The 20383-nt window shown below is 51.7% G+C and carries 17 protein-coding genes; 16 read left to right on the plus strand and 1 reads right to left on the minus strand.

Annotated elements, in window-relative coordinates; genetic code table 11:
• Positions 1-71: 71 nt before the first annotated feature.
• Positions 72-656, minus strand: coding sequence for a hypothetical protein (locus NGM66_RS11575; RefSeq protein WP_258115703.1), 585 nt, complete (start codon positions 654-656; stop codon positions 72-74).
• Between the two features lie 510 nt (positions 657-1166).
• On the opposite strand from NGM66_RS11575, the gene NGM66_RS11580 reads away from it, so the two are divergent.
• The 16 genes from NGM66_RS11580 to NGM66_RS11655 all read left to right on the plus strand — a co-directional run bounded on the left by NGM66_RS11580 (position 1167) and on the right by NGM66_RS11655 (position 19725).
• Positions 1167-1433, plus strand: a complete 267-nt coding sequence (locus NGM66_RS11580; protein ID WP_208907958.1) for a hypothetical protein — start codon at positions 1167-1169, stop codon at positions 1431-1433.
• 697 nt (positions 1434-2130) lie between these two features.
• Positions 2131-2775: an SDR family oxidoreductase gene (locus NGM66_RS11585; RefSeq protein WP_258115704.1), complete on the plus strand. Its 645-nt coding sequence runs from the start codon at positions 2131-2133 to the stop codon at positions 2773-2775.
• A 1266-nt stretch (positions 2776-4041) separates the two neighbouring features.
• On the plus strand, positions 4042-4869 hold the full coding sequence (locus NGM66_RS11590; protein WP_258115705.1) for an alkaline phosphatase family protein: 828 nt from the start codon (positions 4042-4044) through the stop codon (positions 4867-4869).
• A gap of 298 nt (positions 4870-5167) precedes the next feature.
• The gene (locus NGM66_RS11595; RefSeq protein WP_208907968.1) at positions 5168-6427 is read left to right on the plus strand and encodes a NupC/NupG family nucleoside CNT transporter; all 1260 of its coding nucleotides are present in this window, start codon (positions 5168-5170) and stop codon (positions 6425-6427) included.
• Between the two features lie 229 nt (positions 6428-6656).
• A complete protein-coding gene (locus tag NGM66_RS11600; RefSeq protein ID WP_208907970.1) occupies positions 6657-7970 on the plus strand; it encodes an NCS2 family permease in 1314 nt (437 codons plus the stop codon).
• Between the two features lie 82 nt (positions 7971-8052).
• Positions 8053-8967 carry a ribonucleoside hydrolase RihC gene (gene rihC, locus NGM66_RS11605; protein ID WP_208907972.1) on the plus strand — a complete coding sequence of 305 codons (915 nt, stop codon included), beginning with the start codon at positions 8053-8055 and terminating at the stop codon, positions 8965-8967.
• Positions 8968-9461: 494 nt separating this feature from the next.
• Positions 9462-10343, plus strand: coding sequence for a metallophosphoesterase family protein (locus NGM66_RS11610; RefSeq protein WP_208907974.1), 882 nt, complete (start codon positions 9462-9464; stop codon positions 10341-10343).
• 582 nt (positions 10344-10925) lie between these two features.
• A complete protein-coding gene (gene rsmG, locus NGM66_RS11615) occupies positions 10926-11654 on the plus strand; it encodes a 16S rRNA (guanine(527)-N(7))-methyltransferase RsmG (protein WP_208907976.1) in 729 nt (242 codons plus the stop codon).
• A gap of 19 nt (positions 11655-11673) precedes the next feature.
• Complete coding sequence (noc, locus tag NGM66_RS11620; RefSeq protein ID WP_208907978.1) at positions 11674-12507, plus strand: nucleoid occlusion protein; 834 nt, start codon at positions 11674-11676, stop codon at positions 12505-12507.
• Positions 12508-12521: 14 nt separating this feature from the next.
• On the plus strand, positions 12522-13289 hold the full coding sequence (locus tag NGM66_RS11625) for a ParA family protein (RefSeq protein ID WP_208907986.1): 768 nt from the start codon (positions 12522-12524) through the stop codon (positions 13287-13289).
• Positions 13279-14163 carry a ParB/RepB/Spo0J family partition protein gene (locus NGM66_RS11630; RefSeq protein ID WP_208907988.1) on the plus strand — a complete coding sequence of 295 codons (885 nt, stop codon included), beginning with the start codon at positions 13279-13281 and terminating at the stop codon, positions 14161-14163. The genes NGM66_RS11625 and NGM66_RS11630 overlap by 11 nt, the downstream gene beginning before the upstream one ends.
• Positions 14164-14183: 20 nt before the next feature.
• Complete coding sequence (locus NGM66_RS11635; RefSeq protein ID WP_011668841.1) at positions 14184-14387, plus strand: DUF951 domain-containing protein; 204 nt, start codon at positions 14184-14186, stop codon at positions 14385-14387.
• 5 nt (positions 14388-14392) lie between these two features.
• Positions 14393-15493 (plus strand): redox-regulated ATPase YchF, encoded by a 1101-nt coding sequence (ychF, locus tag NGM66_RS11640; RefSeq protein ID WP_208907990.1) that lies wholly within the window; start codon positions 14393-14395, stop codon positions 15491-15493.
• A gap of 17 nt (positions 15494-15510) precedes the next feature.
• Positions 15511-16236: a DUF1129 domain-containing protein gene (locus tag NGM66_RS11645; RefSeq protein ID WP_208907992.1), complete on the plus strand. Its 726-nt coding sequence runs from the start codon at positions 15511-15513 to the stop codon at positions 16234-16236.
• A 1117-nt stretch (positions 16237-17353) separates the two neighbouring features.
• Positions 17354-18001, plus strand: coding sequence for a hypothetical protein (locus NGM66_RS11650; protein WP_208907994.1), 648 nt, complete (start codon positions 17354-17356; stop codon positions 17999-18001).
• Positions 18002-18099: 98 nt separating this feature from the next.
• Positions 18100-19725, plus strand: a complete 1626-nt coding sequence (locus NGM66_RS11655; RefSeq protein ID WP_208910980.1) for a glycosyltransferase family protein — start codon at positions 18100-18102, stop codon at positions 19723-19725.
• Positions 19726-20383 lie beyond the last annotated feature (658 nt).

Consider the following 20383-nt stretch of genomic DNA (forward strand, 5'->3'; position numbering starts at 1 on the left):
AACTTTCCGACAAAATGGCCGGATTTGCGCAAATACTGGGGAATTCCCTTAGGCAACGATTAGTAGCTTAACTAACCACGGCGTAATTGATCGATCTTGGATTGCGTGGCAAAGTTTTGCAATAGTTCGCCTTGCTTGGCCACCTGAGCCGCAAAGTTGGTCAGAAAGTTCAGTTCTAAGTCGCTGAGTGGCCGCTGTTGTTGGGCGGCTGCCAACAGGTCGTCGATGGCGTTGCTCAAGTGCTGGTTAGTGGCGATTACCTGAGCAAATGCCGGGGTACTGGCCAGTCCCTGAGCTGGTTGTGTGAACCGTGAAGTCGCGGGTGCACTGGCCGCGGCGGCAGTCGATGCAGGCGCCGTCGACTGGGCTGGGGTGGTGTCGGTCTCCCCAGCATCGAAATAATAATAAACTTCACGCGGCTTGACGGCGGCCTTCTTGATCCGTTCATCCACGGATGGTGCGGCCGAGATGGCACCCATCACGACGGAAGATTTGTAACCGAGGTCGCCCAACATTTGCCGCAACTTCACGGCACGAATGCCGCGTAATCCGGGAAACTTTTCTGCGGACACCACCTCTGCTTGTTGGTCATCTTGCAGCCACGCGATAATTTGCTGCCGAATTTTAGCAGCCTGACTATTTTTAGTATTTGCCATTCCAGTGCCTCCATATGCCTATTATTGGAATTATCCAACAATGATTAAACGACGTTGTTATTAATTATTGAAGCATTTTTAGCCCATCACTGGCAAGGGGTTAACCGAAATTCGTGGTGATTATTAGATTATTTATCGAAAACACCCCAGCGTCTGACCCCGCCATCACGGCCATGCGTCTCGCAAGAGTGATCACGCTAGCCGCCACCAGGTTATTTCGGCGGAAACTAATCTTTTTGAGGCAAGTATGGTACAATCAGGATACATAGAGGAATTATTATCTGGTGATACCAAACTGGACGTGGTTTGGCCAGGCTAACATCACTGTGCGCATGGCGGTTGATCATTGGTTTAACGACCGTGATTGTCGAAATAAGTCGCGGCGGGTTTCCAAAATCTTTGATTGAGCGAATGACGATATCGAGGGAGGGGACGCGGTAGCGACTCTTCCTTTTTGTTTTCCATCCTTGCGGCAGCTGAAGTTCTAATCAATATAGGAGTGAACACATTTTGCATATCTTTAGAGATGAAAACGGAATTCGGCTGGTTATTTCTCATCAGCTTGGCGTTTACGCCGTTCGTTTCGCTGACTACGCCCCTGAACAAGAATTCGTGAACTATGAATTAAAGCGCGATCGGCATGGCCGTTATCATCTGACCATTAAGAACACGAACTTAACTGAATTAGACCAACCAGTTTTCAAAAAAGAACTGGTCTTCGGCGACCTAGGCGACAGCTTGACGCCCATCAAAGGCGTAACCTTGATGCTGATCTAGGCATCTGTCGACTAGCAACAATTAGCGTAACCAACGAGACTATGGCATTGGGCCATGGTCTTTTTTTCGGTCTCAGATGGGGTTTGGTTGGGGCTGGCCGCCTTACCGTTCGCTAAATATGAGCTGGAACGCTGTGGGCGGACCGGGCCGAGCCTGAGAGGCGGTCTTGGCCCTCACTTGGAGCCGATGAACCGCGTCTCCAAGATGCCAGTTTCCTAAGCGGCCAAGACCACCACTAAGGAAACTCCCACGGCTGAGCTCATATTTAGCGAACTCACGGCTACAGTGGTCCGTCGCTGAGTATGCTGACTGAGCCCTGCCTCTCGCCGCCGTTCAATGGTGTTTACGGGAATATGATTGCCTAAGCAAATAGTTTGGCGACGACAACTACTTGTTGATACAACGGTATGTTGTGGTGGAACATCAATCTTAGCCGGGTGCGAAGCGAAATCTAGGCTCAGCCGGGGAATTTAGTAGCGGTTTTGGCTACTAAATTGGTGACTTTGAGACGTGGTCTTCGGCTCAAAGCAAGTCCTGAGACCGGTTCTCAGGCTCAGGGCGTCCTCCCCCAGCGTTCCAGCCTAGAGTTTCACGTAACGGGAGGCGACCAGAAAAAATCCAACCCCTTTGACTTGCTAAATGTAACTACGAGTATTACAGTATAACCGTAGACGAAAAAGAAAAGGGGTTCTATTAGATGACGAATGTATTAGTTTTAGGTGCTAACGGTAAGATTGCCAAGCTGGCCACGATTCAATTGCTGGCTGATCAGAACAACCGGTTGACCTTGTTTCTCCGCAACAGTCAGCGACTAGCGGATGCGGCCAATGACCGGGTCAAGGTGGTTGACGGTGACGCGGCGACGGAAGCCGACCTGACCGCGGCCATGGCAGGTATCGACGTCGTGTACGCCAACCTAGCCGGCAGCAATATCGAAGACGAGGCCAAGGCAGTCGTCGCAGCTATGGACGCCAGCGGGTTGAAACGCCTGATCTGGATCTCCACGCTGGGCATTTATGACGAAGTGCCAGGGGCCTTTGGTAAGTGGAATCATCAGATGCTCGACGGCGGTTACCTGCAGACCTATGCGGCAGCGGCCAAGGTCATCGAGGCTTCTGATTTGGATTACACGATTGTCCGGCCAGCTTGGCTCTCCAATAAGAATGAAGTGGCTTACGAGACGACCCAGAAGGGCGAACCCTTCAAGGGCACCGAGGTTTCTCGCAAGAGTATCGCAGCGTTGGTTGCCAAATTAGTGGCGGCCCCAACCAAGGCCATCCGCGAGTCCCTAGGCGTCAACAAGCCCAACACGGACGGTGACAAGCCAGCTTGGATCAAGTAGCGTCGGCCTTAATCCACAGCCAAACAAAATTGCGATTCAAAAAGTGTGCAATGTGGGGCATTTCGCGGTATAACTAAAGTGTGCGTTGAGAAGAGCTCCGCACGATCTAGAACCACTTTTAATTTGGAATCAATTTGCTAAGCTCATTCTGTGAAACTTTTCCTCCAAACAAGAACCCATGGATTTTGCCGGGAATTGATTCATACGTTGCGGAAATACTGTTGGCTGCGGCTGACGGTATTTTTTTAATCCTCTTTGTGCGAAAATTAACAAAAAAATAGCGTGTTTTTGTTGCAAACGCTTACAGGCTATGATACTATAATGTTGCGGAAAGGAATTAAGAGTTGTGATGTTCTAGATGCTTTAAGTACCACGTATCATGTTTCAAGAAACCGATTTCCGTTTTGACGTAAGTCAGGTTTTAAGAAGTAGCTCCGAGATACTGAAAGATAGATGACAACTCCGATAAACCTTCTAACGAACTCTGGCAGATCCAGGTTTTAGTTTCACAGAAGTTTCACTGAAAATTGAATAGTGTTTCAGACTTAATGCTTGTAAGTTAAGCGTAAATGTTTAAAGACGTGTAAACAGTTCCAGGTAACAGCTAGAGCTCGAATGTTACGGCAGCAAGGGTCATGCGAGGATTTCAAGAAGAATCGTTACAGCGTGTCTTGTGTTAGTAATGAGGGAATTAAGTTCCACTGGTAAGACGTTGAAACGGCAGCCAGAAACTAATCCAAAATTGATTTGATTGGCTGCGGCCGCTCGACGAGAATTTCTAGTTATGAGGCGATTAAGAATTACAATGATTACGAAACGGAAATTTAGTAGTAATCGCAACCTCCTTTCCGAGAGTTAGCGGACTTCAAGTGATTTGTTAACACCCAACTTGAAGCCCGTTTTTTATACCCTGAAAGGGAGTAAGTTCGGGTACCTCAGACTTTACGGTTTTAGTTATACTGGTATTACTTGGTAATATCGGCGTGCCCCCGACATAGAGGCGGGCGGCCTGGCTTCTTTTTGTTCTTTGAAAACTAGGGAAAATGTTAAAGGTAAATCCTTTTAGCAAAAAATGCGGGTCGTTCGGTTAGCCCCCGAACAGACCGGTTCCCGTTAATGATTCGGGGTCATAATGTTCGGAAATAGGCTTTATACGATTTTCTTAAATCGACCATTTACAGGGCGCTTGGGAAAAGGTATATTATTACTAGACCGAAAAAATCCTTGGTGGGTTTTCTGACCAAGGGTTGACCTAAGGAGTGAGAAATGGTGGCCTTTCATCGCATTTTCGTGATTGATTTTGCCGGCTTGGGACTGGGAGAAGCCCCGGACGCAAACCGCTTTCAATCGGTTGGCGCTGATACGCTAGGCCATGTGGCGGTTAGTTGGACGGATAAACTAAACCTCCCAACATTACAACGGTTGGGACTCGGAAACATTCGGGTTGACCACCCGCTCGTGGGAATTGCGCCCGTTGAACATCCGGTTGGCTTCTTTGGCCGCTTGCATGTGCAAGCCCAGGGGAACCGCCGGGCAACGGGACTCCGCGAGATGTGGGATTATCCCGGTGCCAACAGCACGCAGACCGTCTTCGCGACGTTGCCCGCAGCTGGGTACGCCGTGACGTTGGCCGGCCCATTTCAAAGCTACCTACAAACGCAAAGCGTGGCGCACCGTCATCAGGTTGGCAGCAACCAAGATGCGTTTCGCGTGCTCTTTGAACAGTTGAACCAAAAGGCGTCAGGACTCACCTACGCGATGTTACCGGACTTCCGGTTCGCGGGTGAACAGCAAGACGCAAAAGCCTTTGGCGAGGCGCTGATGGCCGCTGACAAGTATCTAGCGCAGTTCCAACACGACTTGGAGGCCAACGACTTGTTGCTGATTACGGCGACCCATGCCGATGATCCGGCCAGCGACACCACGCCCACGCGTGAGTATTTACCATTATTGGCGTACTCACCGTCGCGGCCGAGCGTTCACGCGTTAGGCATTCGCCGGACGCTGGCAGATGTCGGCGCCACTGTCTTAGAGAATTTCGGTTTGGCGAGTCATACTGCCGGACATAGTTTTTTAAATGAGATTACGCAATAAAAAATCAAATCGCACGAACCTTGAAGGGAGGTGAGGAGGTACCAAGACCTGCTGCACAACGGTTGGGTTGCAAAGGTCAGTTAGGCATCACACGTATCAGATATTATTCACCGTTAATTTCACCATTTAATGGTACCTAACTGAAATCCAACTGTTGCGACGGGGTTATCGTTCGTTCGTAACAGAAGTTATGCGTTTTATCGTGCGTTACATAATTTCTGCAGCCACATCGTGTCAACTTTTGTATGGTAAATGACCATACATCAAAGAATAATATCGGAAAGAGGTATTTTGACCAATGCTAGTCGCAGTCAATATTTTAGGGGTAATCGTTTACCTCGCAATCGCCTTCTTGTTCTCCAAGAACAAGAAAAAGATCAACTGGAAGTCAACCGGGATCGTTTTAGTGCTTAACTTGGTTTTGGCTTGGTTCTTCACGAGTTTCTCCATCGGGCAAGACATCGTTAAGGGTGCTGCCGATGGGTTCAACTGGTTAGTCCAAGTGGCCTACCAAGGGATTGTCTTCGCCTTACCTAACTGGGTTACCCCAGAATTCGGTGGGACTGCCAAGTCAATGAACTTCGTTACGAGTTCATTGCTGCCAATCTTATTAGTTGTGCCAATGTTTGATATCCTGACTTACATCGGGGTATTGCCTTGGATCATCAAGTGGGTTGGGCGTGGCCTTTCCTTCATTACTGGCCAACCTAAGTTCGAATCTTTCTTCTCTGTTGAAATGATGTTCTTAGGGAACACTGAAGCCTTAGCCGTTTCTCAATTACAATTAAAGAGCATGCGTAAGGAACGTAACTTGACCCTTGCCATGATGTCCATGTCATGTATCACTGCCTCCATTCTGGGTGCATATACCCAAATGGTTCCAGGTCAATTTGTTTTGACGGCCGTTCCAATCAACATCTTGAACGCCATCATCGTTACCAACATGTTGAACCCTGTTGAAGTGGCCCCTGAAGAAGATACCATCGCCAAAATCGGTGGTTCTAGCTCAGCTGCCGCTGAAGAAGGCGACATCGAAGACGATGGCAAGAAAGAAGCCTTCTTCTCCTTCTTGGGTGACTCTATCTTGGGTGCCGGTCGTCTGATCTTGATCATTGCCGCTAACGTTATCGCTTTCGTTGCCTTAGCTGCCTTGATCGACAAGTTGCTTGGTTTATTCAACCCATGGTTATCTCTGGAACACATCTTAGGGATCATCATGTTCCCATTTGCATGGCTGATGGGTCTGAACGTATCAGACGCCTTCCAATTCGCCCAATACATGGGGACTAAGTTAGTTACGAACGAATTCGTTGTTATGGGTAAGATTTCTTCAACCATTAACACGGGTGCCTTCTCTGACCATTACCGGGCCATCTTGACTGTCTTCTTGACTTCATTCGCTAACTTCTCAACTACTGGGATGATTATCGGTTGTTTCAAGGGGATCGTTGACCGTGAAAACAACGAACTTATCTCTAAGAACGTTGGTTACATGTTACTTTCCGGGATCCTGGTTTCCTTGCTATCAGCCGGAATTGTTGGTCTGTTCGTTTGGTAAAAAAATAACGCCTCATTGCGTATGGGGCTGACGCAATAGCCCAGGGGCCTTCTGTTCCTGGGCTATCTGTGTCACTTACGACTGACGGGATTCAACCTGGCCAGTCCGAAACGGGTGCCGACCTCTCTGAAATGAGAGTGAAACCCAGCCGGGTGCGTGAGACCATCCGGTTGCAAAGCCCGGGAAGTCTGTATGTCGCGAACTGACGTACCGAAAGATAGGGATTTTTATGAGTAAGCAACAATCGCAGGTAGATATCGCCAATAACTTAACATTACGCGAGGCCCTGCGGCATAAGGATGTCGTCCGCAACGAACTGATTGCTGGTGTGACTGGCTTTTTCGCCATCTCGTACATCATCATTGTTAACCCGCTGATCTTAAAGGATGCGGGAATTCCGACCGACCTCAGCGTCTTTGCCACCATCTTCTCGTCGGTGATTGGGTGTCTGATCATGGGCCTGTGGGCCAACGCGCCAGTCATTCTCACCCCAGGGATGGGGGTCAACGCCTTCTTCACGTACACGATCGTTGTGAACATGGGATTGAGTTGGCAAGAAGCTTTAGGGATCGCTGCGGTCGCCAGTTTCATTTATATGTTAATTGCCTTCACCAAGATTTCCACGATTCTCTCCGAAGCCATACCGGATTCGTTGAAGAGTGGGATTACCGCCGGCATTGGGCTCTTCCTGGTCGAAATCGGCTTGGAAAAGGCGGGCCTGATCGTGGCCGGGAAGTCGTCTCTGATTGTGTTGGGGGATTTGACCAAACCTACGCCGTTACTGGCCCTGTTTGGCTTAGTCCTCAGCCTGATCTTGTACATTCGCAAGATCAAAGGCAACTTCTTCATCGCCATTATCGCCACCAGCCTGCTGGCCTTCTTCCTTGGTGTGAAGGATGCTGACACCCCAACCGTTGATTTGGCGCGGTTAGGGCAGTACCACAAAATCGTCTTCCAAAACGACTTCAGTCACTGGCTGAGCACACCCTTTATCCTCGCGGCCTTCTCGATGACCATGATTCTGGTCTTCGAATCCATGGGGCTGCTGCAGGGGTTATTGCCCAACCACAAGAAGTTTAAGAAGACGTTCGAGGGTAGCTCCGTGACGACCTTCCTGTCCAGTTTTCTGGGCACTAGTCCCACGGTGGCTGCCGCCGAAAGTGCTTCAGGGATCGAAAGTGGGGGCCGGACCGGGATCATGGCATTGACTGCCGCCGTCCTGTTCGCGCTGTCCCTGGTCTTCGTGCCACTGTTGGCCTACGTGCCGTCCGCAGCCATTGCACCCGTGATTATCATCACCGGCGCCTTGATGATGGCTGCCATCGGCGGGATTAAGATGGCCGACTTCTCTGAATGGTTCCCAGCCTTCTTGATCATCGTGCTGATTCCATTCACCAACAGTATCTCCACTGGGTTAGCCTTTGGTTTCGTGTGCTACCCGGTTATGAAATTGGCTTTGGGAAAGGGCAAAGAACTTTCCTGGCCAGTCTACTTGTTAGGCGTGTTATTCTTGCTAGACCTCATTTTCAGTGCGATGCTCTAGCAAAATGTCACAAAGAGTTTCACTGGCGGCGGGTCCGTCCCGCAGCTAAACGAAAACGAATTCATTTAGGAGGATATTTATTATGACGATTAAAATTCTTATGGATACCGACCCCGGTATTGACGATGCAGCTGCTTTGACCATGGCCATCAACGACCCGAAGATCGACTTGAAGTTGATCACGACGGTTGCTGGTAACGTAACGGTTGACAAGACCACCATCAACGCTTTGAAGATCGTGCGTTTCTTCAACCAAGACATCCCAGTTGCTGCGGGTGCTGAACAACCATTGTTCAAGGACTTTGAAGACGCTGCCCGGATTCACGGGGCTTCCGGTATGCCTGGCTACGAATTCCCAACGGACTTACCAACGCCATTACACAAGACGGCCGTTGAAGCCTTACATGACGAAATCATGGCGAGTCCAGACCCAATCACCTTGGTCCCAACCGGTTCATACACCAACATCGCGTTGCTCTTCTCTGAATACCCAGAAGTTAAGAGCCACATCGACCGGATCGTTGCCATGGGTGGTGCCTTGGGCAAAGGGAACATGACCAGTGCCGCTGAATTTAACGTCTTCACCGACCCAGATGCAGCTGCTATCGTTTACAAGTCAGGGATTCCGATCGTCATGGTTGGTTTGGATATCACCATGAAGGCCTTGCTGACTCACGAAAGCATTGAAGAACTGCCAAAGATCAGCGAAACTGGGAAGATGCTGCATGACATCATCGTTAACGACGGTGACAACAGCGACAAGGGGATTGCCATGCATGATGTGAACACCATCTTTTACCTCTTGCACCCAGAAGCTATCAAGACGGAAGACATGTGGATCGACGTTGTGACCGATGGCCCAGCAATTGGGGAAACGGTCGGCGACATCCGCGGGGCTTACCACGATGGCAAGACCAACGCCAAGGTATCTACGGATATCGACGCTGAAGCCTTCAACAAGTGGTTCCTTGAAGAAGTTCGTGCCATTAAGAACTAGTTAATCTAACTGAAGAGACACTCGACGCTAGCCAGTCGGGGGTCTCTTTTTATTTGGGGTGGCTCCGCGACTAAATGAAACTTTACACAAACAGGTGGTCTTTCCATACAGAATCATTACATCGCTCTGTTATGCTAAAGAAAATCAGGGAAAGAGGATGATCAGATGTCTGTCATGGAGTGGGATACCTTAATTTTGCTGGTTGTCACGTGGCTGCCGATGCTGTTCTTTGTCCGTAAACCCAAGGATTCTTGACGATTGACTGAGTAAAAATGCCACGGCAGCTGTGGGTATGTCGTGGTCTTTTTTTGCCCAGCGGCGAGCTACCAGTGCTTGCTCACCAGTGGCAGAAATTTTACAAGATGTTGACACGGACGACACCAAAACTTTACATCAATTCGGTATGCTAGACCTAACTTAGTGATAGTCGGGGACTGTTACCGGGTGGTGTCCCGGTGGTTGCGACTTTCTTTTTTGATGGGGGCCACGGGGGTATGAATAAATTCACAATCGTTCATTTATCTGATCCACAATTATCGGCAGGGCGGGCACCGCAGTACAATCAGCAGCTCCCGCCAGCCGCCAAGCTACAGCATATTTTTGATGACATCTCAGAGCGGCAGATTGCGCCGGACCTGATCGTGATCAGCGGGGATCTGCTCACGGACGGGACGAGCCAGGATTACGCACAGCTGCGAGAATACCTACAGCAGCAGTCGGTCCGCTTACAAGCGCCTATCCAGGTGATCTTGGGCGATCAGGATAACCGCGAGGCCTTCAATGTGGGCTACTTAGAGGAGCCGCATCAGCCGTACTATGCCTACAAGCAGGTCTACCAGAACATGGATTTCTACTTTCTGGATTCCAAATGGGAGGCACACAAGGAGGCCGGCTGGTTGGACCGTAAACAGCTGGACTGGTTGAATAAAAATCTCCATCTAGCGCCACGACGGCGGGCCTTTCTGTTTCTCCATCACCCCTTGGATGCGCCGGCCTTACGGGGGATGCGCTACGCCTTATTGCAAAATAATCGCGAGCTACTGGCCATTCTGCACGGCCACAATATCGGGGGCATCTTCACGGGGCATCTCCACTTTGGCGCCAGCTACCTGGTAGACACGACGATTCCAGTCACGACGGTAGCGTCGGCCTCGACGTATATCGACTGCCAAGACCCGCACCGCCACGAGGTCCACGACGCAACCAGCTATAACGTGATCACGATCCAACGGGGGATGGCCAGCGTGACCAACCACCCGCTACTCCTGGGCCAGCCGGTCATCGACACCATCACGGTCGGCAACACCGGCTTCGCCAAGCACCGCCCACGGCTGAACCCGCAGCGACGCATGGGTAAAGGATTACCATTAATTTAAGAGACAACAGGTACAGCCTTCGTGATTTCGACGAGACTGTGCCTGTTTTGCTGTCTGGAGAATTAGAAGTCAGCCGGAGGGATAGCGATAGAAGACTATTTGTCAGTGGTAGTACAGTGTCTGCAATTAGCGGGAAATAATGTTGGGAAGCTGAACCGATTGTTGCGGGCAATCACTATCGTAGCCGAGAGTCCGCCAAATATGGGCTCAGCCGTGGGAGTTACCTTAGCAGCGGTCTTTGCTGGTGAGGTAACTGGCGTCTTTGAGACGTGACCTTCGGCTCAAAGGCGAGGTGTCGAGACCGCTCTTTGGCTCGACCCGTCCGCCCACAGCGTCACGGCCCATATTTGGCGGACGGTAGGCGGCCAGCACAACACTAACGTTGCCGCCTCGGAACAATCCCGGAATGTTTCCCAATAGACGTTTCATGTGACGGCGATTTTCGGTATAATAGGAAACGACGCTAGGACAAAGGGCAATCGGCCGTGTCGGTTCGGTTGCGTTTCGCCCGTAAGTAAGGTAAAGTATACTCAAACGTGAAACAATTGTGTTTCACAGAAGAACTGAACAGGGAGAAATTGAATGAATCCTGAAGAATTTCGTGCCGCGCTGTCGGCGCAAGGTATCGAATTAAATGCAACACAGCAACAACAGTTTGCTGACTACTATCAGTTCTTGGTGGCAACGAACGAACACGTGAATTTAACGACCATTACGGCGGAGCCCGAAGTCTACCTGAAGCATTTTTACGACTCGTTGACCCCCGCTTTTTACGTGCCGGAAATGAAGACGGAACCGCTCACGTTGTGTGACGTGGGTGCCGGTGCCGGCTTCCCGTCGTTACCGCTGAAGATTGTCTTCCCGCAGTTACAGGTGACCATCGTGGATTCCCTGAATAAGCGGATCACGTTCTTGAATGAACTGGCAGCCAAGCTGAACCTGACCGGCGTGGCCTTTCATCACGCCCGGGCTGAGGAATTCGGCAACAAGCGCGCGGATTACCGCGAGGGTTTTGATTTGGTCACGGCCCGCGCAGTAGCCCGGATGTCCGTCTTGAGCGAACTGTGCTTGCCACTGGTCAAGGTCGGTGGCCAATTTGTCGCCTTGAAAGCGGCCCAAACGAAAAATGAGCTGGCAGTCAGCCAAACGGCAATCACGACGCTGGGTGGTCAGGTGAACGCCGATTACGCCTTCAACCTGCCACAGTCCAATGATCCGCGGCACATCGTGGTCATTGACAAGGTCAAGCACACACCCAAGCGTTATCCGCGGAAGGCCGGGACACCCAACCGGGAACCGTTAGAAGATTAATGGGATGGGGGTAAGATAATTGCCATTTTCATTATTTGGAAATAACCGGGAGAAGGCCACGCATCCGGCCCATCCCGTGAAACAAAACGTGGTGATGATTCCGGTCGCCCAGATCATTCCGAACCGGTTCCAGCCACGGCAACGATTTGACCAGACGGCCATCGCCGAACTGGCGCAGACCATTCAAGAGCACGGCTTACTGCAACCAATCGTGTTGCGCGAGTACGAGGCCGATCATTATGAGATCATTGCTGGTGAGCGGCGGTTCCGTGCCGTTTCCAGTCTCAAATGGGACACGGTCCCAGCCATTTTGGAAAAGATGGATGACGACGAAACGGCCTCCATGGCGCTGATTGAAAACCTCCAGCGGGAGGAATTGTCGGCCGTGGAAGAAGCCCACGCCTACCAGAAACTGATGGACTTGAATCACATGACCCAGGCCCAATTGGCGGAAGGCATCGGCAAGAGTCAGGGGTTCGTGGCCAACAAGCTGCGGCTCTTGAAGCTGACCGAACCCGTGCGACAGGCCATTTTGAACCGTGAGATTTCGGAACGGCACGGGCGTGCGCTATTGGCGTTGGCCGATGACCAGCAGGCCGCCGTGCTCCAGACCGTGCTGGCCGACAAGCTCACGGTCAAGGAGACTGAAGCCTTGATTGCCAAGCACCAGCACCCTAAGAAGCGCCGGCGCAAGGTGACCAAGCACAGTGTCACGGGCGACACCCGCGTGGCCGTCAACACCATTCGCAAGTCGGTGAAGATGGTCAGCGATGCTGGTATGACGCTCACCACCAAAGAAGAAGAAACCGCGGACGGTTACCGCATTATTATTGATATTCCCAAAGAAAGCTAGAGGTGAAACGACATATGGGTTACATTATTGCATTAGCCAATCAGAAGGGTGGCGTGGGTAAAACCACGACCGGCGTGAATTTGGGCGCCGCATTAGCCACTGATGGCAAGCACGTCTTACTGGTGGACACCGATGCCCAAGGCAACGCGACTAGTGGCGTCGGGGTCCAAAAGGCGACCATTGAACGTGAGATCTATGACGTTTTGGTCAACGAGATTCCCATTCAAGACGCCATTTTACACACCGAACACCCCGGGTTAGACATCGTTCCGGCTACCATCCAGCTTTCTGGGGCCGAAATCGAGCTGACCCCGATGATGGCCCGCGAGACCCGGCTGAAGGCGGCCTTGGATGAGGTTCGCGACCAGTACGATTACATTTTGATCGATTGCCCGCCGTCGTTAGGACTGCTGACGATCAACGCGTTTACCGCAGCGGACTCGATCCTGATTCCCGTGCAGAGTGAATACTACGCGCTGGAAGGGTTGACGCAGCTGTTGAATACGGTCAAGTTGGTTCAAAAGCACTTTAACCGCGACCTGAAGATCGAAGGGGTCCTCCTGACACTGTACGATGCCCGGACCAATCTGGGTAAGCAGGTCAATGAAGAAGTCAAAAAGTATTTCCAAAACAAGGTTTATGCCACAATTATTCCGCGTAACGTGCAGTTGGCGGAGGCGCCGAGTCACGGGATGCCGATCATTGATTACGCGCCGAAGTCTAAAGGCGCCGAAGTTTACTCTGAACTCGCAAAGGAAGTGCTAGCTGCCCATGGCAAGTAAGAAAGAGAAAAGTTTAGGACGGGGAATTGACGCGCTGTTTGCGGAAAATGGCGTGGATACCGCCGAAGAAACCGTCGTTGATCTGACGCTGGCTGACATTCGGCCCAACCCGTATCAGCCACGGCAGAAATTTGACAAGAAGGGGCTGGATGATTTGGCCGCTTCCATCGAAAAGACCGGGGTCTTCCAACCCATCATCGTGCGCCAACCCGACAAGACGTTGGAACGCTACGAGATCTTAGCTGGTGAACGGCGCTTCCGGGCGTCCAAATTAGCCGGTAAGACCACGATTCCTGGCATCATTCGCGATGTGACCGAGGAACAAATGATGGAGATCGCCGTGTTGGAGAACTTGCAACGCGAAGACCTGACGCCGTTGGAAGAAGCCGAAGCCTACGATACCTTGATGACCAAGCTCACCTTGACGCAGGCCCAGGTCTCCGAACGGTTGGGCAAGAGTCGGCCGTACATCGCCAACTACCTGCGTTTGCTCGGCTTGCCTAAGGCGGTCAAGGATATGCTGCAACACAACGAGCTGTCCATGGGCCAAGCGCGGACGTTGCTGTCCTTAAAGGACAAGACCAAGTTGGTGGCATTGGCCAAGAAGGCTGTGGCCGAGGGGATGACGGTGCGGACCGTCGAAGCCGAGGTCAATAAGCTCAACGGCGCCGCTAAGAAATTGGCGAAGAAGCCGGCCAAGAAGAAGTCGCCATTCTTACGTTCCACGGAGAACCAACTCCAGGAACGTTTCGGCACGCAAGTCTCCATCAACGAAGCGGCCAACAAGGATCACCAAGGACACATCGAGATCGAGTACCTGTCCAACGATGATTTGAACCGCATTTTAGACCTGTTAGACATCCACTTGGATTAGCCAACATTGGAGGGAACGCCATGTATGATTTAGGTGATTTGGTCGAAATGAAAAAGCCCCACCCGTGCGGCACCAACCGCTGGGAAATTACCCGGATGGGCGCAGATATTAAGATTAAGTGTACCAATTGCGGTCACGTGGTCATGCTATCACGCCGCGAATTTGAGAAGAAGCTAAAAAAGGTGCTGGTCAAGGCCGACGCCAATAATGGAAAGAGTGAATAATTGTTATGTCATTAACTGCAGGGATCGTTGGACTGCCAAACGTTGGGAAGTCCACGTTATTTAACGCGATTACGAAGGCGGGGGCCGAAATGGCCAACTACCCATTTGCCACGATCGACCCGAACGTCGGCATGGTCGAAGTCCCAGATAGCCGTTTGGACCGGATCCAAGAATTAATTCCCGCCAAAAAAGTGGTGCCGACGACGTTTGAATTTACCGATATCGCCGGAATCGTGAAGGGTGCCAGCAAGGGTGAAGGTCTCGGGAACCAATTCCTGGAAAACATTCGCCAGGTCGACGCCATCGTGCACGTTGTTCGGGCCTTTGACGACGACAACATCACCCACGTTTCTGGGAAGATCGACCCCATCGATGATATCGAAACCATCAATTTGGAACTCGGTCTGTCCGACTTAGCCGCCGTTGACAAGCGCCTGGCCAAGGTCGAACGCGCTGCCAAGGGGAGCGACAAGGAAGCCAAGGCAGAACTGGCCGTCTTGGAAAAGATCAAGCCCGTCCTTGAAGCCGGTGGTGCCGTGCGGACGATTGCCTTTGACGAAGACGAAATGAAGATCGTGAAGGGCCTGTTCCTCCTGACCTCGAAGCCCGTCTTGTACGTAGCCAACATTGCCGAAGACGACATGGCTGACCCTGAAGACTCCAAGTACTTTGGCGTCATCAAGGACTACGCCGCCAAGGAAGGCGCCGAAGCCATTGCCGTGGCCGCTGAAGCCGAAGAAGAAATTGCCCAATTGGACGATGACGAAAAGCAAGACTTCTTGGAGGCTGAAGGTGTCGAGGAACCTGGTTTGAACCGGTTGATTCGGGCCTCATACCATTTGTTAGGCTTACAAACGTTCTTCACGGCCGGGGGTAAGGAAACCCGTGCCTGGACGTTTAAGACCGGCACCAAGGCGCCACAAGCGGCCGGTATCATCCACTCCGACTTCGAACGTGGGTTTATCCGTGCCGAAGTCATGGCCTTTGATGATTTAGACCAATACCAGACCGAAGCCGCCGTGAAGGAAGCCGGCAAGCTGCGAGTCGAAGGGAAAGACTACGTGATGGAAGACGGCGACATCGTCGAATTCCGATTCAACGTTTAGAAGGGAAACAACGATAAATGAGTGATAACAAGCAAACGCCGCGAAATGCGGGTGTTCACCAGGACCGCAATAACGTGGCTTCCAGTGAACGGGCAGCCTTCGACAATGTCGGGCTGACCAAACGTAACGCGGACTACATGTTCCGCTTTAACAAGGCGCTCGACAAGACCAAGTTGACGCCAGAAAAGAAGGCCAAGGCCGTCCAAGATATGGTCGACGAATTGGTTGACGGTCAAAAGAGTGGGAAGACGGCCAAGAACTTGTATGGCGACGTTGACGCCCGCGTCAAGTACGTGGTCGAAGGACCCGTGACCGACGCCCCTGTCATCGGTGGCCCCAACTACTGGCCCAACATGATCTACAACGCGCTGACGTTCTTTATGATCTTCAACTTGATGTTTGGGATCATGTACCTCTTCAGTCCGAAGCTGATGACCAGCAGCCAACCCGTTGGGATCACGGCCATCACGATCAGTGCGGTCGTCGCCGGGTTTATCCTGCCGATCATGCCACGCCTGTTCGACCCAAAGATCAAGCACAAATACAACGGCTGGATTCGGGCCTTGTTTGTCCTGCTCGGGTTCCTGGTCTGGATGATCCTGTTCTACGCAGCCCAAATGCTGCCAGGCGTCATCAACCCAGTCCTGATGCCATGGCCAAGCATCATCCTCGGCGTGGTTTCCATCGCCCTGATGTTCTGGTTACGCCGGACTTACCAAATCCGCGGTGGCTTCTTCGGTTAGACGCTTCGACTGTAGATTGCTGACGAGGTTGTGGTAGCTGGTGCGCCGCTCTCGGCTACGGTGTGAGTGGTTGGCAACTTCTGTTAACCATTGCGGCCTAGTCGCTGACTCTAAGTCGGCCGTGGTGTTAGTCTGGAAATTGGCTAAGACACTACCCGCCGAAGACGCCAGGATGCTAAGAAAGTCAGAGATTAAACGTTTTTAAAAGTTGAATTCTAAGATACCGTATAAAATAGCCAGTAAAGTGGGGACAGTTGCCTGCTTTGCTGGCTATTCATATGTCTGAATGATTTTTAAAATGGCAGCTTGGTCTGTCAGCAACCTTATGTAATCTTTGAAGTAAACTGGAAGTTCGTTCCTTAGGTTGAAGGTGTTCATCTTCTATAGCTGGTGCCATCCTCTATGTCGTTGACTCGTGTGACTTGTCAGCTTGGCGGTTGTCAGGTCAACTGCTTGTGAATGGCTAACCACAGTCGTGTCTGACGCGTCGTTCACGGCTATGGTGTAAGTGGTCAGTAGCTTCTGCTAACCATTGCGGCCTAGTCGCTGACTCTAAGTCAGTCGTGGTGTTAGTCCGGAAATTGGCTAAGACACTATCCGCCGGAGGAGGCCAGGGATGTAGCCAGCTGTGTCGACGGTGTTGGCTGAGGTTCTTTCTCAGCCTACAGCGTGGGGCGACTTCGAAGACTCGCGGGTTTAGCGAGGCTTTGAAGCGAACCGGAAGCCCGCTCCCTAGGTTGGAGGTGTCCCCCATAGCAGGCGGAATCCCTGGCAGCCGCAGGCACTGGCATGCACAACGTTTCGTTTTCGTTTGCAAGAAAAACGCCACGGTGGCGACCGACTTAGTTAGCCAGACAATCAAAGTGAAAAAAGTTTTCAGCGACGGAAATGAAACCGGGTAAGGCAGTTAGTGACTAACCCGATTAGACAAGTGCAAGTGGGACAACGAATCCCGTGAACTTAAGGCCTGACGCCATTTACAGGCACACTTTCATTTTCTCGCCAATTGATGAAAATGCGGTGCTTGACCTGGGTAATGGCAGGACCTATGATGCAGATGAGTAATCGAGCTAGGGGTAGTTCGATGAAAACATTTCATTTTCGGGGAGGATTTTTTATGAAAAAAATCTTTGGGTATGCTTTAGGCTTAATTGCAACTTTGACCTTTGCTGGCGCAATTGCCACCACTGCTAACGCTGATGGGAGTAGCGCGGATGCAGCGAGCGGCAGTGCCGGCAGTAGTGATGTGGCCAGTGGTGTTGTCGCCCCGACCAACGACAGCGGTAGTGATAGCGATTCTGGTGCCGGGACTGATTCTGCCAGTGCGGCTAACATCTCAAGCACGGGCGATATCGATATGACCGGTGGCGAAACGAGTGCCATTAGTAGCAGCGAATCCGTTGCCAGCAGCAGTTCATCCAGCGCAGCTAGCTCATCTAGTTCAACGCAAAAGCCACAAAAACCACAAAAGCCAGCTAAGGATAAAGTCTTGGCCAAGTCCAAGCGGGCCAAGGTTCGTAAGAGCTATCGCAAGTACAGCCGGACGATTTACCTGGAAAAGGGTCGTAAGGGCGAACGCGTTTCCGTTTTGACCAAGAAGGGGAAGTTAGTCAAGAAGTTCACGGTTAAGAAGTCTGGCAGATTTGATATTCGGTTGACCAAGAAGCAAGCTAAGAAGTTAGCTAAGGGTGAAAAGTCCTTCTTGATTCGGATCAAGGATAAGGGTTACAAGTCCTTTGATCTTTCGGTCAAGTTGGTCAAGTAACTGAATTCGTGAAAGGGCGCGGGTGACCGCGTCTTTTCTTATGGGGACAGATTGATTGTTAAGCGAACTAATGGGGAGGGGCAACCATTTTGGAACGAATGAAATCACTGCTACATCGACGTTATCTGCAAGTCCTGGGACTCTTTGCGATTGTCGGGGCCTTCATCATGACCTTCTGCTCGTACACCTCCCCCGCCTTTTATTTTGACACGTCACCGGATAACAACGCCTTCTTCACGGTCGGCAAGGCCATGATGCACGGCATTGTCCCGTATAAAGATATTTTTGAGCAAAAGGGGCCGTACGTGTACTTCCTGCATGGGTTGGCCTACCTCTTGAGTCCGCGGAGCTTCACGTTGATTTTTATTTACGAAATTGCGACGTTGGTGGCGGCCATGTTTCTGGTGTACCAAATCGCCAAGGTGTTCAATGCGCGGGAGCTGCCGGCACTGGTGACGGGGCTGTTGTCGCCGGCGTTGTTCCTGTACCACCCGTACTATGATTACGGCGATACGGTGGAGTTTTTCACATTGCCGTTGCTGTTGTCGCTGATTTATCTGATCGTCTTGCTGGACCGGCGGCACTTGGCCGTCAGTCACTGGTGGTACGTGGCCCAAGGCGCGCTGGTCGGTGTCGTGTTCCTGTCGAAATACACGTTGCTGGGCGCCTGGATCGTGTTCTACCTGGTCATGGCCGGCTATCGGCTGGCTAAACGTCAGTGGCGCGCGCTGGGACAATTGGTCGGTTGGAGTGCACTGGGCTTTGCGGTAACGACAGTGCCGTGGTTGCTGTATTTTCTGGCCACCAAGAGTTTGGGTGCGTTTATCAACGTCTACATTCTGTTCAACACCAAGGTTTACCTGACATCCTCGGTGGCCTTCTTTGCCAACCTGATTCAGTCAATGGCGCTGGTTTCTCAGTTCTACCTGAGTAACGTCCTGTTCTTCTTGCTGGGCGTCGTGGGCACGTTGGTCGTGACGTTTTGGCCCGGCATTTTCCAGCACAACTTCACCCGGGGCTTGTACCTGCTGGCGATGCTGGGTAGCGACATGCTGGCGTTGTACGGGTACCAGGCGGGGTCGGTGTACCAGTATTATGAATTGATTTATTTTGCGGGCTTCGTCTTACCCTTCATCATTGGCTGCCGCTGCTTGTGCCAGCACTTACCGGTGCCCAAGGGGGATGACAGCTTCGTCGTGTTGGCGGCGTTGGTCATCAGCTGGTTCTTAGTGCTTGGCGTCAACAATAACGTGACGAATTCAAAAGTCTTTCCCAACAACGCGTCGATTACGGAGGAAAATACCAGCCGGCCGCAACAGCCAGCGCAAGTCGACTTCGGTAATTACATGCGCGCAAGTGGTCAGCCCTTGACGCTGCTCAATTACGGGTCGATCGACATGGGCTTCTACACGGCGTCTGGCGCGGTACCAACCAGTTACTACTTCCAGAATTACAATATCTCGCAGAGCGCGGCGCCCCAGATCTTGCGCTCTCAGGTCGACCAGATCCGCCAGCACAAGGTCGAATGGGTCGTCCTCAACACGCCGGCTGGCAAATCAGTCCGGCAGTGGCAAGGCGGTAGCGGCCGTATCACCAGCGGCAACCTGAATCCAGGGACTAGCAAGCTGGCCAAGGTGCTGTACCGCAATTACGTGCCAGTCGGCCAGCACACCCAAGTCTTTGAAGGCGTCAGCGTGACCTACTGGCTGTTTGAGCGGAAGTGAGTAAGCCTTATGCTAATCAACTAGTAATATTGGCGCGATGAAGTTAGTTCTGTATAGTTGCATGGATTGAGCTGGTCGCCTACCATCCGTCAAATATGGGTCGGAACGCGGTGGGCGGACGGGTCGAGCCAGAGTACGGTCTCGACACCTCGCCTTTGAGCCGAAAGACCACGTCTCAAAGACGCCAGTTACCTCACCAGCCAAGACCGCTGCTAAGGTAACTCCCACGGCTGAACCCATATTTGACGGACTCTCGGCTACTAGAGTGGCTGCTAGTCAACCATTCGTTTAACCCATAGTGGTCACCTGATTTTACTGGTGAAATGGGGTTAACACAGCGTTGCTGATAAGTGCCGCCCTCGCCGGAGTCAGCCGGCAGTGCAGCCAGCTGTGTCGACCCAGTTAGCTGGCGTGTTTGGCCAGGTTACTGGGTGGGACGACTTGGAAGACTGGCGAATTTTGCCAGGCTTTCAAGCGAACCGGAAGATCGCTCCCCAGGCTGGAGGTGTTCCCCATAGCGGGCGGAACTGCTGGCTGGCGGAGGCATGCTGGTTTTGCTAATTTTAATAGTTAGAATACTATCCTGAATTATTCACCAGAAACTCCAAAATCCCCATCAAACACATGATTCAAGTGCTTGATGGGAATTTTACGTTTT

The sequence above is a fragment of the Levilactobacillus yiduensis genome, from assembly GCF_024718525.1.
In the GTDB taxonomy this organism is placed as follows: domain Bacteria; phylum Bacillota; class Bacilli; order Lactobacillales; family Lactobacillaceae; genus Levilactobacillus; species Levilactobacillus yiduensis.

Bases quoted from the DNA above. Each gene is read 5' to 3' on its own strand.
- NGM66_RS11575 (WP_258115703.1), bottom strand. From the start codon at position 656: ATGGCAAATACTAAAAATAGTCAGGCTGCTAAAATTCGGCAGCAAATT.
- NGM66_RS11585 (WP_258115704.1), top strand. From the start codon at position 2,131: ATGACGAATGTATTAGTTTTAGGTGCTAACGGTAAGATTGCCAAGCTG.
- NGM66_RS11590 (WP_258115705.1), top strand. From the start codon at position 4,042: ATGGTGGCCTTTCATCGCATTTTCGTGATTGATTTTGCCGGCTTGGGA.
- NGM66_RS11595 (WP_208907968.1), top strand. From the start codon at position 5,168: ATGCTAGTCGCAGTCAATATTTTAGGGGTAATCGTTTACCTCGCAATC.
- NGM66_RS11600 (WP_208907970.1), top strand. From the start codon at position 6,657: ATGAGTAAGCAACAATCGCAGGTAGATATCGCCAATAACTTAACATTA.
- rihC (WP_208907972.1), top strand. From the start codon at position 8,053: ATGACGATTAAAATTCTTATGGATACCGACCCCGGTATTGACGATGCA.
- NGM66_RS11610 (WP_208907974.1), top strand. From the start codon at position 9,462: ATGAATAAATTCACAATCGTTCATTTATCTGATCCACAATTATCGGCA.
- rsmG (WP_208907976.1), top strand. From the start codon at position 10,926: ATGAATCCTGAAGAATTTCGTGCCGCGCTGTCGGCGCAAGGTATCGAA.
- NGM66_RS11625 (WP_208907986.1), top strand. From the start codon at position 12,522: ATGGGTTACATTATTGCATTAGCCAATCAGAAGGGTGGCGTGGGTAAA.
- NGM66_RS11630 (WP_208907988.1), top strand. From the start codon at position 13,279: ATGGCAAGTAAGAAAGAGAAAAGTTTAGGACGGGGAATTGACGCGCTG.
- NGM66_RS11635 (WP_011668841.1), top strand. From the start codon at position 14,184: ATGTATGATTTAGGTGATTTGGTCGAAATGAAAAAGCCCCACCCGTGC.
- ychF (WP_208907990.1), top strand. From the start codon at position 14,393: ATGTCATTAACTGCAGGGATCGTTGGACTGCCAAACGTTGGGAAGTCC.
- NGM66_RS11645 (WP_208907992.1), top strand. From the start codon at position 15,511: ATGAGTGATAACAAGCAAACGCCGCGAAATGCGGGTGTTCACCAGGAC.
- NGM66_RS11650 (WP_208907994.1), top strand. From the start codon at position 17,354: ATGAAAAAAATCTTTGGGTATGCTTTAGGCTTAATTGCAACTTTGACC.
- NGM66_RS11655 (WP_208910980.1), top strand. From the start codon at position 18,100: ATGAAATCACTGCTACATCGACGTTATCTGCAAGTCCTGGGACTCTTT.